Genomic DNA, 13686 nt, shown 5'->3' with positions numbered 1-13686 from the left:
GTAAGAATACAAAAGCCCGGACTGAGCGGTCCGGGCTTTTGCTATTCAGTTAAAGCAGCAACTCTAAGGTACGTCTAACAAACTGTTTTTATTATCTCTTGCTCTCGGATTCACCGAAAACGCTATAGCAATTGCGACCTTTGCTTTTCGCTGCATAGAGCGCGATATCCGCATTGCGAGCCAGCGCCTCGGGCGATGAACCGTCGCGCGGCGCAAGAACCGCTCCGACGCTTGCCGAGACATCAAGATTGACGCCGTGGATGACAAAGGGCACGCGGAAGGCCTCGACAACCCTTCCTGCGACTAACTCTATATTCTCCCGGCAGTCTTCATCGGGAAGAATGACGGCAAATTCATCACCGCCCACACGCACTGGAATATCGGTCTCCCTCAATGCAGAGCGCAGACGTCGTGCCGCCTCGATCAAAAGTGTGTCGCCCATCAAATGACCGTAAGTATCGTTGACTGCCTTGAAGCGATCGAGATCGATCAGCAGGGCACCAATGGGCTTGCCCTGCTGCAAAGCTTTTTCGATCAACGGAACGGCAAGTTCGGTCAGTGCCCCGCGATTATAAAGCTTGGTCAACCGGTCTGTCAGTGCGAGGCGTTTGAGAGCGGTGGAATCATCGTTAAGAAATTTGTTCGTCTTCTGCAAGCGCAGCAATCCGCTCGCTATACGGGCAAAGTCCTCTAGCTTGGTGCGCTCTGTATCGGAAAGCTGTCTGGGCGCATTATCGAGAATACAGAGCGAGCCGACGACTAACCCGTTCTCTACCGATACTGGCGCACCGGCATAGAAGCGAAAACGCGGTTCGCCTGTCACATAGGGCATTGCGCAGAAGAAGTCGTTTTCGACCATGTTTTCGATGACGAAGAGTTTGCCGCTTTCCACGACAAAAGTGCACGCGGTTAGCTCACGCGGACAACTGCTGACCTTTTCGCCCGCATTGGCAGCAACGCGCTGCCAGTCCTCATCGACGATGTTGAGAGCCGATGTACTGACGCCAAAAACATCTTTCACAAGCGATACAAGCGTATCCAGTTCGGGCAGTCCAAGGCTCGTCACTGAAACCAGGCTGCGGACGCTTTCAAGCCGCTCGATTTCATTTGCAGGAACCGAAAAAGGCTTCCTTTCTGTCATCGAACCATGCGCATCCAAACTCATCATTCTCACCGTCATTCAAACTTCTTTTCGGGCTATAGATAGTGAGGAGAGCCGTGACAGCAAGCCAAGCCTGCCGAAACCAGTCTAACTCGAACAGTTTTCCGCCCGCTTGAAGTAATATTCCGACAGATGTTTCAATATAAAACAAGAAATTCGGCAACCAATGGGCCTGCGACATGCAATCCTTGATCGTGGCGTCAAAGTCCGAATTGGAAATTCCACCTTCTTCGAACGAAAGAATAGGCGATAAGCTATTTCCGGCATTTATGACCATAAATGTACTATGAAATTCATTCAAAGTATATCTAACAGAATATTCTCTTATAGATCATCATTACATACTCAGTATATTTCAAAATGAAAATTGACAATTAAAGTTCTTTCGCCCGCAACATTCACCAAAACGATTATTCTGTTATCCCGCCTCTTAAGCCCGTCCGGCCTGCTCAATAGGCGGACGCCCTCGCCGGTCCGGTTACGGTGAAAGTTTCGTAACAGCAACAAGAAATATACGTTGCAGCACTCGTCAACGCATATATTCCGCGAGCTGCGCGGGAAGGCGTCAATGCATGACTCGTCAATTCAAATGCACGGGATGTTGATTCGTCATTGCAGACCTGACGAAGTTGTTTTCCTCGGTCATTCTCTCACCAATCAAAAAAATAAGGTGGCAGGGGTAATGCTATGATCCTCTTCTCTATTGTCTTGGGCGTGTTGACGTCTGCGGTAGTAATCGCTGCATGTGTCATGCTTTGGAGATATGAACGGTCCTGATCCTGCGGGATAAAAATGAACAAGACTGCGGTGGAGACGACGAATATCGGGCGGACGAAATAAACCGCACCAATTATTTCTATAAAACAGGAAGTTAAATGGTGGGCGTGACAGGGATTGAACCTGTGACCCCTCCCGTGTGAAGGGATTCGCTGCGCAGTTGTTTACAATAGCTTAGGCACCGAATCTATCATTCTCCACGGATTCTACACGGATTTCTCTTTCTGTGGAATTTTTGATCCGCTCCATAGCCCTGCCCCGAGATTCAGTTTGACTCTCCTAAACAACCGTGAACAGAATAAGAACATCGGAAGGCGGCCCGATAGTATCTCAGACACGTTGGTGGCGTGTGTGTCTGCTTCATTCGGAGCAGGACAATGAATGCGGTTGCGCAGGAAAATGAATACGACGATGAAATTGAATTGGTTCTCGCCTATCACAAGGGCGACGTGCGAGCTGCGATAGAGGCACTTCTGAAAGATCGGGATTTTCTCGTCAAAGAGATCGAATATGCCAGTATGGCTATGTCGATGGGCTTTGCACGTGGCTGGAAGCCTACAATTTTCGTGAAGTGAAATGCGAACGGTACTGCGAGAACTGCGCCCGCGAAATGTGGTGCGCTTTAGCTGCTCCCGTTGTCGGAATTATCTGGAAAAGACTGCCCCACTTATGGCCGCTCGCTTCGGCGAGTGGGTTACTCTCGAAGAGATCGAACCCCGCCTGGTTTGCAGCAAATGCGGGAACAAGGCTGGCAACTTCATCAGCTACGGACTGCCTGAGAAATGATGCAGCTTAAATGGTGTCGAACTGTCATTGGCGGACAAACATGCGCCGGTGACTTCATAGCATACACTGAATGGGGTAGCTTCTGCCGAATCCTGAGAAGCGACTTTGGTCCGAGCGCTGGGACGTGGAAATGGTGTCTGGTTGAATGTCGTAGCCCGTTCCAAGACCTTCCTTACGGAGTATGTGAGGACAAGGAAGAAGTCGTAAGCCTAGTGAAACGGATGTTTGAAGAACTGCGCGATACCAACCGGCTGGAGTTTCAGCGACCGTATAAGTGGAATGACAGAAAGAGCTGGTACTAATGGCGGGATACAAGAACGACAATGCGCACGTGGCGAAGGCTGGAAGCCTGTTCGTGCATCTTTGCGATTCGAAGGACTGTAAGGAATGGGGAACGTTCGGTTACAAAACGACGCACGGACAACTGTGGTTCTGTCGCGCCCATAAGCTTGAAGGCGAGGACGCTCTCACTGGACGGCGCAAATAAGCGCGCTATTCTCTTGGCAACGAGGAGGAGCGTATGTGCAATCTATATAACCTGACCACGGCACATGAGGCCATGCGCCGCCTGTTTCCGAAATTCGGAGACGTGACGAACCGGGTTGATCCTCAACTTGACGTGTATCCCGACTATCCGGCCCCGGTATTGCGAAACATCAAAGGCGACGAACCAGAGCTCGCAATGCTCCGCTGGGGCATGCCGACGCCACCGATGTATGTGAAGGGTGAAGCAGATGGCGGAGTAACGAATATCCGCAACCTCACCTCGCCTCACTGGCGGCGTTGGCAGGGCGTTGAAAGCCGTTGCGTCGTTCCAGCCACTTCCTTTTCCGAATATGGGCAGGAACCGGACCCGAAGACCAAACGAAAGCCGCTTCACTGGTTCGCTCTCAATGAAGAGAAGCCGCTTTTCGCATTCGCTGGCATCTGGACCGGTTGGAAAGGCGTGAGGAAGAAGAAAGAGGGGCCGGTAGAGGTCGATATCTTCGGGTTTCTCACGACCGAGCCAAACGCCGTGGTGAAACCGATCCATCCAAAGGCAATGCCAGTCATTCTCCGCACTACGGAGGAAATAGACACCTGGCTACGCGCTCCATGGGATGAAGCCAAGGAAATGCAAAAGCCCTTGCCCGATGCGGATCTGATCGACCTCACACCAAGCAATGACAATAAGGAAGCGCAGGCAAGTTTGTTTTGAACGGCCACATCTTCCGGAACAAAGTCGCATCTTACTTTCAGTTCGATTGAGGTGTATGGCGATTACAAATCTGTCTCGGAATCGTATATTTTGAAGAAACAATCAAATATTGTGAGAAGTTCCTTTTCAGCCTGCTCTTCGGATGAACTTGTAGTATAATCGAATCCGAACATTTTAAGATATGGCCTCTGATCTTTAGAATTGTCTAGCGTCGGAACTGGAACACATCCCAATTCTTTGCAAAGTTTTTCCGCCGCACCTAACAGCCTTTTTTGTGAACGGCATACATGCAGGGAAAGGTCGTCCTCATCGGCAGTTGCGGTCATAAACCGACAAACAGGGTAATTTCCAACAATCCTGAGATAAATAATGCCTGACCTTTCCAATACCCAGCTCGACTGATTATGAAGTTTCTTCGACGCCAACACATCGTAGTCTCTGTCCTTAAGCAATCCACCACCTCCCATTGGTCTTCGCTTGTAAACAATCAGACTTTCTTATCTTGCGCCAGTACGGCCAGCACCTGATCAAGCCGTTTGTTCGTTTCCTTCAATCCCTCTCTCGTTTCATCCCTCATTTCCTTCATGCCCTCGCGTAACTGCTTCACATGGCCATCCAGATCCACACGACGTACATATTCGTCTCAGCCCCGGATAACGCGAACGCTGACCCGATCTAATACGAAAGCACCATATTGACGACGACGCTTTCCTTTGCCAGAAATCGGAATGGGGAAAGGGGAGTATTTCCATGAAATTGAAGATTATCGTTGCGCTGGCTCTCAGCGTGGGTTCCGTCGCGTGTGCGAAGCGTCCTGATGCAATCGTGCCAGTTGATATCCCGATGGCTGCTTACACCAACCTGAGCTGCCAAGCTTTGGCGAGCGAATTGGTCAAAGAACGGAATACCCTCGCGAGCTTGTCAAAGCAGCAGAACGAGGCTGCTACCGGTGATGCAGTTGGGGTGTTCTTGATCGGCGTTCCAGCTTCCAGCACGTTCGGCGGCGACAAAGAAGGACAGGTAGCCGTGTCGAAGGGCAAGGTAAACGCTATTGAGAACGCGGCCAAGAGCAAGGGTTGTAAGTGATCAAGTCCCTTTGAAGTCAGACGCTGTCGATTGTCTTATTATTGATTGTCACGGCTCAAAACCGGCGGGAAGTCGACACTCACCCCGCCGTTCTCATCCACCCATATCCAATGGAGATTTAGCGCAGCTAGAACCCAGGGGGCGAACTGTGCCGACTGCCTTCTGAACACTGGCAGGTCAGGAAACGCAATTGCGTGATGGTGTCCGCGTTCGTTAATCCGCTTGAGCAGTTGTCCGATGGCCGTGCAAAAATCGACTGTATTCTGAGACGTCTGCCCTTTGCATTCAACATGCCATACTTGCCGAATATCGTTCTCCTCTCGTACCGCGAACACATCTATATGCCCATTGCGGGTGATTTCGAACGCTTGATCAACCAGCCACCTTTTGACCGCGTCCTCAACGAACGTTTCGTACGGAAACTCGGTTTTTCCTCGATAAGAAGCAGGGCTTTTTTTCATCGCTTCGACGACCATGTTTAACCAACTTTGAAACACTCTACACGCGTGAACTTCAAGCTAGAGCCTTCCTGGATGGGAAAAGCCTTAAATCCAATCACACCGATTTCAATCCACCGCTCACAATGAACGCTATGATCGCCAAAAGGAACCCGCCGATAACTAGGCGGATAATCCATGTCGTATTTGACGAGATGGCTGACAGCTTTTCATTCATAGCTTCGACACGGGTTTCCATCTTCGCGTCGGCAATCTCGTTCGTCTGGCGATACTTCTCAAGATCGGAGACACGCTGCTGAATGGCAGTCTGCCCGTGTTCCAGTGTAACGACCCGTGTGCGCAGATCAGCGTTTTCTTCCGGCATATTCGTTGCATCCATCCGCCCGGTTGCCCCTATTACTTCTTGTCGTGAATAGCGCACTCGTCTTTCGACCAGACGCCGCCTGCACAACCGCGCACTATGGTGCGGTCGATCTTTCGTTGATCCGCCTCGGTTGCCCCGCGAGCGCCCAGCAGATCGGTTCCGAGCACCCTACGGACGCCTTCCACATTTGCCGGTGCCAAATGTCCACATCCCGCCAGCGTCAATGCACTCATCATAAGAATGAGCAGCGTCCAGAGCTTTGCCTGTGGCTTCATTGTTCTGTCTTTCGATTTTGGTTTCCGTGCTGGCCTTGCCTGAGAGCCTTCCGGCGAGATAGCTACCGCCAGCGACAAGCGCAGCGGCAGCCAGAGCAGCGAGCGAGTATTTCAGCCATGAGGGAATGAGCGCCCAGATCATGAGCGCGTCTTTCGCCAGATACCCCAGAGCGTTAAGCCGAGGACGATCCCGCCGACGATGATGCGCGCCCACTGCCCGCTTGTGAGGCTGTCCTGCTGGTCAACAATCGCTTGGGTAATATCCGGCAAGATCGGGCCGACCGAGCTACCGACGCCAACAGCACCGGCACTGCCAATTGTCACGACGTCGGATTTGTTCGCCGCCGTCTTGGCTGGCACATAATTGGAGGATACGAAATCGCCCTTCGCCCACAAGCCAGCTTCGGCGGCTCGCCGGTTCACAAGACCTTGCACCTTCTTGCCGCCAGCGTTCACCCATTTCATGAGCTCGATCGGAACAGCGGCATAGTCACCTTTATTCAACTTCTTCAGCAGCGTGGATTTGTCCAGGGCGCCAGTGTTGAAGTCGAACGAGACAAGCACCGCAAACTGATTGTCAGTGATCGGCACCTTTACGAACCGCTCTACCCTCGCCTCGAACTTCGCCAGATCGGCTTTCAGGATGCGTTCGGCTTCCTTGTTACCGATTGCCATTCCCGGCGTGACCTTCGGTGATCCGGCTGCGCTCGTATGGCCGTAACCGATGGTAAGGACACCGGCCACGTCTCGATATGCCGTCGTTTTCAGGCCTTCCCACTGTTTGACGAGCGAAAGCCCCGCCGCGTTGATGCGTCGTGTCATTGGTGATTTCCTTTCAATTGGAAGCTGATTGCCCCTGGTCAATCCTCAAAAATGAGGAGAGACGTTAATGTGAAGTACGGGTTACGCTCTTCTCTCCAGAAAAAGGAGGAAGCAATGAGAGCGCCGAAATCCGACGTTGAATATGATGGCCGGATCAATGAATGCATTCAGGCTATAGGATCTGACTTGAAGAATGCTGTTGACCGCGCGGTTGAGGCAGGCTGGCGCGTCGACGACGTCGGCGCTGCCCTGATTGATATCGGAGACAGGCTCGTCAAACGAAATGGATATGAAGCCCTGTCCGAGCTTTAATCCGTCCCCTGACCTTTGTCAGAAATGCGTCGCACGGCATTCTAATGCTACACTTGAGCAGCGCGCCAAAACTTGTTCGCCGCATGTGAAGCGCGTGGCCCCGACAGGTTGGGAGACTTGTCGGGGTTTATTTTTATTTTCTGCTGGTTAAGATGGCGGTGCGCACCGTAATACCCCCCGCCAACTCATCGCGGTGCGCAACCCCGGTAGCCGCACGTTGCCGGGGTTTTTCTTGGCCCGAAGTCGAATGTTAATAACTCGGCCGTACGCATCGACTAGGCGCTTATCATTGCTTTCAGCTTGGTTTGCTAAGGTGCTCAGGCCCCAGTTCATTGAAACCTTACTGGGGCCTTTTCCTTGGCAACGAAAAAGGTCGCCTCAGTGGGCGGCGACGCGGGGAATTGGCTCCGGCTTTAAGCTGTGAATGCAGCGTCGATCTGTTCGACGGTAGTGATAGCTCCAGCGTCGATATCGGCCAGAACCTGCGCTTCAGTTGCAAAACAATTCGACACGTGAGCAAGCACCGCATCGCTGACGGCGACAACTGCCCTGGCATCGAGTGGGACGAATTCCCCGCCAGATCCTTTCCAAGCCGTAGTGAAATCAGGATTAGCCATAGCAGCCACCCGCGCGCCGGAGATCATGGTCTTCGATCGGTCATCGGTAGCGACGGTCAGGCCGTTGACCTCGATCCCGCCGACTTCCTTTTCCCAGCGCTTGGCGGCAGCATATTCCTGCAGCGTCATGCCGGGGTGATTGGTTTGCGGCTCGCCGTTCTCGACAGGAACGATCTTCATGGGCGGTTCCCGGCCGAGAGCTTCAGCAAAGCGCGGAAAGCCTTTCTTTCCAACTTTTGCAGTGTCGAAGACTTCCTTGGTCGATTCAGGCATCACGCATCTTCCTTTTCAAATTCGATAATCAGCTTTCCATCGGCATCAGTGAACTTGCAGCCATCCCAGCGGACATAAGGATCATTGCGCCGAGCCATGACGACCCACGTCACAAGGTCATTAGAATTTTCGTTCTCGCAGAATATTTCGAAGACGGAGCCGGACAGGCGGCTTGGACGGAGACGGTCAAAGCCGTCCTGATTTTGCAGCGCAGTCACCCACGTATCGACCCAAAGCTCGCCGAATGTGCCGGGTTTGACGCCATAGTGTTCTTCGACATCAACTGTGACATGGCCATTCACAAGTTGCGCTGTGCCACGATACTCGACCAGCATTTCTGGCGCTTCGGTTGCCGCATGACGGAGATCGAAATTATCTGGGTCAACCGGATGGTCGATTTCAAAGTTCTTGGCCGCGCCTATGATTGCGCCCGGAGCCGTAAACGAACCATCGCTCTTAAACAGGAACTCGCGTGAGCCACCAGGATAAGCGGTTTGGATCAATGTGGCGTAATAATAGCCCGGCGCATGTTCGGCCATGAAGCGAGATGCGATGCCATCACCGATGAAGCACGAAACCTGATTAGAATATTGATTACTGCCGGTTTGATTGATGTAGGTATAAAGAGCGTTATTGACCCGCACGGCGCCATCGACGGTTCCGCCCGAGGATATACTTAGTTTGGTATTCAATGCTGTCTGAGTGGCGGTGCTGATCGGCAAGCCGGTTTTCACCTGCAAGGTGCCGTCACCCTGAACATATTGAGCACTCGTGCCGGTCGCAAGAGCAAGCAAGGCACGGCCAAGGGTTCCAAGATCAGACTGTTGAGCGTTACCGCTGCCGTCCGTTGTGATTGCCTTGTTTGCCGCCAGCGTGAGCGCCGCCAGTTTGCCAAGGCTGCCGTTGGGGTCTTGGATGCCGAACGAAGATGTGTCGACAAGTTCGTACTCGCCTGTTGGGCCGCCGACAGGTGCTTTACCCTCTTCGACGCCCAGTTCTGCCAGATTGGTCAAAACACCATTGCCGAGCAGTTCTATAACCGTTGCGGCTTGCGTCGAGACCCGGCTTCCATCGCCAAGCTGTCTGGCGCGGTACGGGCCGTCAACAATGGTTGTGCCGGTCCATGGCTCAGTAAGGGTCAACTGAGTGTCACTATCGACACTGGCGATGACGGCCGTCAGGTTCTGGATTAGGAGAGTGTCGCCTTCGCGGAAACGCGTCACTTCGAACAGTGTTCCGGTGCCGGTAACGGTCACTGACCCATTGGCGAGCGAAATCGTTCCCGACGTATAGTCGGACAAAGTAGCCATAGATTTTCTCCTGAAAAGTCAGCTATTGAGCGATGCCAAAAATGTAGTACCGGACACCTTGCATCGGTGCGCCATAGTCTACTTTTTTCCAGCTGCTTCCATCTGCATATGCGTCTGACCACCCGCTATCGGGCTGACAGAAGAAGTCAACAAACGTATCGGAAACGTGCGCGCGCATGGCGATATTTGCCATACCTCCGCCTGTCCCGACTTCATATCGTAGCAGTGGGGTGGTTACACAGTTTGGGAAAACTATCGAATATTTCAGAAACGGCACGAAGCCGGAGTTATTGAAATTCAGCCGATAGGTTTTTGATCCGAAAGTCGAACTGTTCGAAAAGCTTCCAATGGGGATAAACCCTTGAGCAATAATCTGGAACTGCGGGAAGCGACTGTCGAACAGGATATCGTTCGGGCGACTGGCCGGGTCACTTGTTCCGGGTTTCTTGATCTGCACAAAGTCCCGCGTCCCATCATTGCCACGGAACATCACTTGGTTGCCACCCGTTGACGTTCCGAAATCATCAACGTTGAAAACTACATAGCGGATATCGATGACGTCTTTATGAGAGTTATGGAAGGTAACGGCGTTGTTTGATATTTCGTAGCTGACAACAAACTTCCCGGCTTCTGTCGTATCAGATAGCAGTCCTGGGACACACCATGTCTGCCCGGAAACTCGAAACATCACATCGGCAACAGCACGCTGCGAAAGGATTACACCCGGAGGTGCCGGTATAGTGACGGAGCCATTGATCGGAATGGAATTGCGCACGCCATTCATGACGCACAGCGCCGGGGAACGGTTACGGCTACTTATGATCGTACCAAACTCATTGGTGGTATTCACGTCGAAGCCAGGACGCGCCAAAATGAATTCGCTGCTATTTGCTCGGAAACCTTCTAAGCCCGCGATGTAGCCATATGAACGCATCGGGCTGTTATCTGCTGGCAAGTCCCAAACGTTAGGAAAGAACGCATTGGGATCGCGATTATCCTTGTAGACGTTCTTTCTTTCCCAAACAAACCATTCACCGACGCCGACACGACCGCTGTCAGTATTAGAAATTTGACCTGTATAAACAGTCGGCATCGTCGTTTCGTTAGAAATATACCCCGTGCACCTTCCCATGATGGTATAGAACTGTTGCGCATCAACAATTCTATGTCCGCCATCGGCTACATAGACCTTATTGTAGAAGCTTCCGCACTCAACACGGTTATTCAAAAGATTAACCATCCTGAATTCAGACAGCGGAACATACCCTATACTCGGATAGGCACTTGCGATTTTGTAGTATGTCGTGACGTTATAAAACGTCGATGCCTCACCATATCGGCCAGTAATTACCGTGTTGCCCAGATTATTCGAAATACTGAATGAAGTTGGTAGCGCGGAGATTTCGGCAGCTCGATAATAAAAGGCGTTTGTTGTAAAGACATAAGACAGGTTCTGTGTCTCCGAATTGAAGAAGAACCTGTCGTATGCCGTGTTTGCCAGCGTCAGCGGATCGTCAGTGTCATATTTCAGGCACTTCAAAACCGGGCCGACGCCCGGTTTATAGCCAATGAATGTCTGGGTCATGTGAATATCCGCCAATCTGCGAAGTTGTCGTACCCGCGCATGATCATCTTGTTATTGTTGGACTGAAGCACGTCGAAATACAGGGTGCCCAGACGGGCGTTCTGAATGTAGACCTGCCCATTCTGCACAACGAACGGGTAGGTGAAGGTGCCGTTATTGTTCGGATCGGCAATCGCAAACTGGTTGGAAACAACAATAAACTGGCTTCCCGTCGGGGTGACGTTGATGAACCAACCTGCTTGTTTCCAAGTGTCGCCGGTGTTGATGCGAGCGTAAGCCGATATTCTGGCCGATGTGCCACCCGCACCAACCGTTGACGTCATACGCCAACCGGAGTTGGCTACCGAGCCATCGACCGATGCGTTCACGTCAGTGATTGCATCTGCGACGGCTGTATATTGACCCTCGACATTATCCACTCGCGTAGACAGCAGCGTCACGACGCTGGCGTCAGCCTTGTCATCAAGCTCGGCGTTCAACTGTGTCAACTGCTGCACGATGGCGCTGTTTGGACCGGTCGCCACATAGATATCTTCCGACCACGAAGCTTTCGCCTTGCCGTAGGTGCTGGCAAGCTCGCGGCGAAGCGACCGGCTATCCGCATAACCGGCCAGCATGCCGTCAGCGGTCTTAGTCGCATTCTCCTGAGCCTGCCGAATAATCTCACGGCGGTCATCGGTCATCCAGTTGATGAGACCCTTAACGTCACCGTCAAGACGCTCGTAATCAACCAGGCTATCATCGCCCGCCGCTTTAAGTGTCGTGAACGGCGTTTCGGTCGACCAAGCGACCGAACGGCCATTGTCCACGCGCAAGCGGGTCCGGACAAACCAGTCAGTCAGCGAGGTCAGGCCTTCAACTATTGGGACGTTGATCACGTCCCAAGTCACGAACTTGGTGAACACCTGTGACGGGTCGTTCGCTGGCCAGTACTCGATATCGACGCCGACGACCGAGATATCGTCAATCGGGTCCCAGATCAGCCGCACACCGGGCAGTTCGCCTTGTCCATCTGCAACGACAACAATTGGAATGGCGAAGAAATTCTGCACCTCGGCCAGATATTGCGGTGGTGGAATAACGATGATGTTCGGCGGGTTGGTCTCGTATGCCGTCGGGTCAAACACACCATTGCTGATCTGCTGTAACGCAATCGAGATATCGCGAGCGCCATCCGTATTGATCCCGCCAAGCTGGCGCGTCAGTACCTGATATGTGCGGTCGCCATACTTGGCGCTGTTCCAGCGAACCCAGCGGCCTTCCTTGATCGTGTCGAGGAATTTCGGATGAACGACAATCTCTGCCGATGCCTGATAACGAGCGCCACGGATAGCGATGTCAGCCAGCCGATCCACCTGTCTGACGTCAGTGACAGCGGCGTACGGAATGGCGCTGGCAAGGGTCTCTCGATCTTCAGCAAGTGCGCCAGCATCGATGCGGGTGGCCGCGTCCTTCGTCTCGTAGAAGTCATCCGGCGAAACATAAGAGGCAGCAACCGTGTTAATGAGTTCGGTACGCTTACGTTTGGCACTGAAGCGAAGCGGTGCACCGCGCTTGATATCGTCATCGGTGATGGTCGCTACAATGGCCTGTGGAGCTCCCGCAATCGGGAACTCGCCGTCGACGCGCTCGACCCATGAGCCGCACATGGCTTCGAGGATCGGTGAAAGGTTGGCATCGTGGTTCGCGCCGGGGCCATCCTTGGCAATCGCATGAGCACGATAACGCTTCGAGCCATCCGACATGACTTCATCGCAGATGTTCGCTGCCTGGGTATATTCAGCCAACGGCAAGCGGCCCGCACGAACGGCCTTGCCGACTATACGCTGAGTGCCGTTGAAGAAACCGCGCTCCAGATTGTAAATCTGAACAGGCGGATTATCGGAATATTCCCACGTACTTTGGTCATTCCAGCGATGCGCGCCCGAACCGCCCATCGTGCTGTCTTTGCGCCAGTCATACAGCGGAGCACCGACAACTTCGAACAGCAGCTTGGCTGGCGAGGTCAGGCCATCGCCATTCTTGCGCAGTTCCGAAAACACGATGGCATAGGCAACGCCTGCACCGCGATGGTTTGCAGTCCAGCGACCGGCAGGACGGGCATTATTGATCAGCGTCGGCTCGGCCTGCTGATCCATGGTACCGTAGTAGAACTTGACGCGGACGTTATCATGATCATCGCCGCTCGTGCCTTCGTTCGGCACAAGCCAGTATCCGTCTGCGTCTTGCTGGGTCAGGTTCCGCCACTCGCCATTATACCGGACTCGGTTAACAGCCGTGATGCGGAAACTCGAAAGTACGAACACGTCCTGTATCAGACGCCCGCCGCTGCCATAGCTGTTGCGATAGATATGATGGCCTTCGGTCGCACAGGTGCCGAGAATGACCGAGCGCGGGATATTGGCGCCGTACTGAGTATCCAGTTCGGAAGCGCGGCTTTGCGTCTTGGGAGGAAACAGCGCATTGACGGCGTATTTGAGCGCAATGCCGAAGGCTGTCTGCGCGATACCGGCAAGAATCGGACTGGCTGCGGCCCATGCGGCCACGCTCGACACGATACCGCCAATGAAAGCGCCTATCGGTGCTAGAAATGGCATACGGAGGCCTCATGCAGGCGCAACAAAAAAGGCCCGCGGCTGGCGGACCTTTCAAAGGCGCTGA

Annotated in this window: 15 protein-coding genes; 5 read left to right on the top strand and 10 right to left on the bottom strand. The window is 53.0% G+C overall.

What is annotated here, in order from left to right:
- Window positions 1–91 precede the first annotated feature (91 nt).
- Both CQZ93_RS06340 and CQZ93_RS26575 read right to left on the bottom strand, forming a co-directional pair.
- Entirely contained in the window at window positions 92–1141 is a 1050-nt protein-coding gene (locus tag CQZ93_RS06340) for a sensor domain-containing diguanylate cyclase (protein WP_286152287.1), read from the bottom strand.
- Entirely contained in the window at window positions 1104–1463 is a 360-nt protein-coding gene (locus CQZ93_RS26575; protein WP_181153386.1) for a hypothetical protein, read from the bottom strand. The genes CQZ93_RS06340 and CQZ93_RS26575 overlap by 38 nt, the downstream gene beginning before the upstream one ends.
- 853 nt (window positions 1464–2316) lie before the next feature.
- Between CQZ93_RS26575 and CQZ93_RS06335 the strand changes: the two genes are divergently transcribed.
- The 4 genes from CQZ93_RS06335 (at window position 2317) to CQZ93_RS06310 (ending at window position 5009) form a co-directional block, all read left to right on the top strand.
- The gene (locus CQZ93_RS06335) at window positions 2317–2514 is read left to right on the top strand and encodes a CUE domain-containing protein (protein WP_105541837.1); all 198 of its coding nucleotides are present in this window, start codon (window positions 2317–2319) and stop codon (window positions 2512–2514) included.
- Window positions 2515–3026: 512 nt separating this feature from the next.
- Window positions 3027–3212 carry a hypothetical protein gene (locus tag CQZ93_RS06325; protein WP_105541835.1) on the top strand — a complete coding sequence of 62 codons (186 nt, stop codon included), beginning with the start codon at window positions 3027–3029 and terminating at the stop codon, window positions 3210–3212.
- A gap of 33 nt (window positions 3213–3245) precedes the next feature.
- The gene (locus CQZ93_RS06320; RefSeq protein ID WP_105541834.1) at window positions 3246–3923 is read left to right on the top strand and encodes an SOS response-associated peptidase; all 678 of its coding nucleotides are present in this window, start codon (window positions 3246–3248) and stop codon (window positions 3921–3923) included.
- Window positions 3924–4673: 750 nt separating this feature from the next.
- A complete protein-coding gene (locus tag CQZ93_RS06310) occupies window positions 4674–5009 on the top strand; it encodes a hypothetical protein (protein ID WP_105541832.1) in 336 nt (111 codons plus the stop codon).
- A 38-nt stretch (window positions 5010–5047) separates the two neighbouring features.
- Here CQZ93_RS06310 and CQZ93_RS26335 read toward each other — a convergent pair whose 3' ends face one another.
- The 4 genes from CQZ93_RS26335 to CQZ93_RS06285 all read right to left on the bottom strand — a co-directional run bounded on the left by CQZ93_RS26335 (window position 5048) and on the right by CQZ93_RS06285 (window position 6928).
- On the bottom strand, window positions 5048–5485 hold the full coding sequence (locus CQZ93_RS26335) for a hypothetical protein (RefSeq protein WP_146114431.1): 438 nt from the start codon (window positions 5483–5485) through the stop codon (window positions 5048–5050).
- 79 nt (window positions 5486–5564) lie between these two features.
- Window positions 5565–5846, bottom strand: a complete 282-nt coding sequence (locus CQZ93_RS06300; RefSeq protein ID WP_105541830.1) for a hemolysin XhlA family protein — start codon at window positions 5844–5846, stop codon at window positions 5565–5567.
- A 17-nt stretch (window positions 5847–5863) separates the two neighbouring features.
- A complete protein-coding gene (locus tag CQZ93_RS06295; RefSeq protein WP_105541829.1) occupies window positions 5864–6106 on the bottom strand; it encodes a hypothetical protein in 243 nt (80 codons plus the stop codon).
- 138 nt (window positions 6107–6244) lie between these two features.
- The gene (locus CQZ93_RS06285; protein ID WP_105541827.1) at window positions 6245–6928 is read right to left on the bottom strand and encodes a lysozyme; all 684 of its coding nucleotides are present in this window, start codon (window positions 6926–6928) and stop codon (window positions 6245–6247) included.
- 114 nt (window positions 6929–7042) lie between these two features.
- Here CQZ93_RS06285 and CQZ93_RS06280 point away from each other — a divergent pair, with 114 nt between their 5' ends.
- Window positions 7043–7240, top strand: coding sequence for a hypothetical protein (locus tag CQZ93_RS06280; RefSeq protein WP_105541826.1), 198 nt, complete (start codon window positions 7043–7045; stop codon window positions 7238–7240).
- Between the two features lie 413 nt (window positions 7241–7653).
- Here the strand turns inward: CQZ93_RS06280 and CQZ93_RS06275 are convergent, their stop codons facing one another.
- The 4 genes from CQZ93_RS06275 to CQZ93_RS06260 are packed head-to-tail and all read right to left on the bottom strand — an operon-like array spanning window position 7654 to window position 13622.
- Window positions 7654–8130 carry a DUF4376 domain-containing protein gene (locus tag CQZ93_RS06275; protein ID WP_105541825.1) on the bottom strand — a complete coding sequence of 159 codons (477 nt, stop codon included), beginning with the start codon at window positions 8128–8130 and terminating at the stop codon, window positions 7654–7656.
- Entirely contained in the window at window positions 8130–9440 is a 1311-nt protein-coding gene (locus tag CQZ93_RS26845; protein ID WP_286152285.1) for a hypothetical protein, read from the bottom strand. The genes CQZ93_RS06275 and CQZ93_RS26845 overlap by 1 nt, the downstream gene beginning before the upstream one ends.
- A gap of 22 nt (window positions 9441–9462) precedes the next feature.
- Window positions 9463–11025 (bottom strand): hypothetical protein, encoded by a 1563-nt coding sequence (locus tag CQZ93_RS06265; protein ID WP_105541824.1) that lies wholly within the window; start codon window positions 11023–11025, stop codon window positions 9463–9465.
- Window positions 11022–13622, bottom strand: a complete 2601-nt coding sequence (locus tag CQZ93_RS06260; RefSeq protein WP_105541823.1) for a phage tail tip fiber protein — start codon at window positions 13620–13622, stop codon at window positions 11022–11024. Before CQZ93_RS06260 ends, CQZ93_RS06265 begins: the two co-directional genes overlap by 4 nt.
- Window positions 13623–13686: the final 64 nt, after the last annotated feature.

The organism is Ochrobactrum vermis (assembly GCF_002975205.1).
In the GTDB taxonomy this organism is placed as follows: domain Bacteria; phylum Pseudomonadota; class Alphaproteobacteria; order Rhizobiales; family Rhizobiaceae; genus Brucella; species Brucella vermis.
The sequence above is the reverse complement of the archived record's forward strand: the minus strand, read 5'-3'. Positions and strand labels throughout refer to the sequence as shown.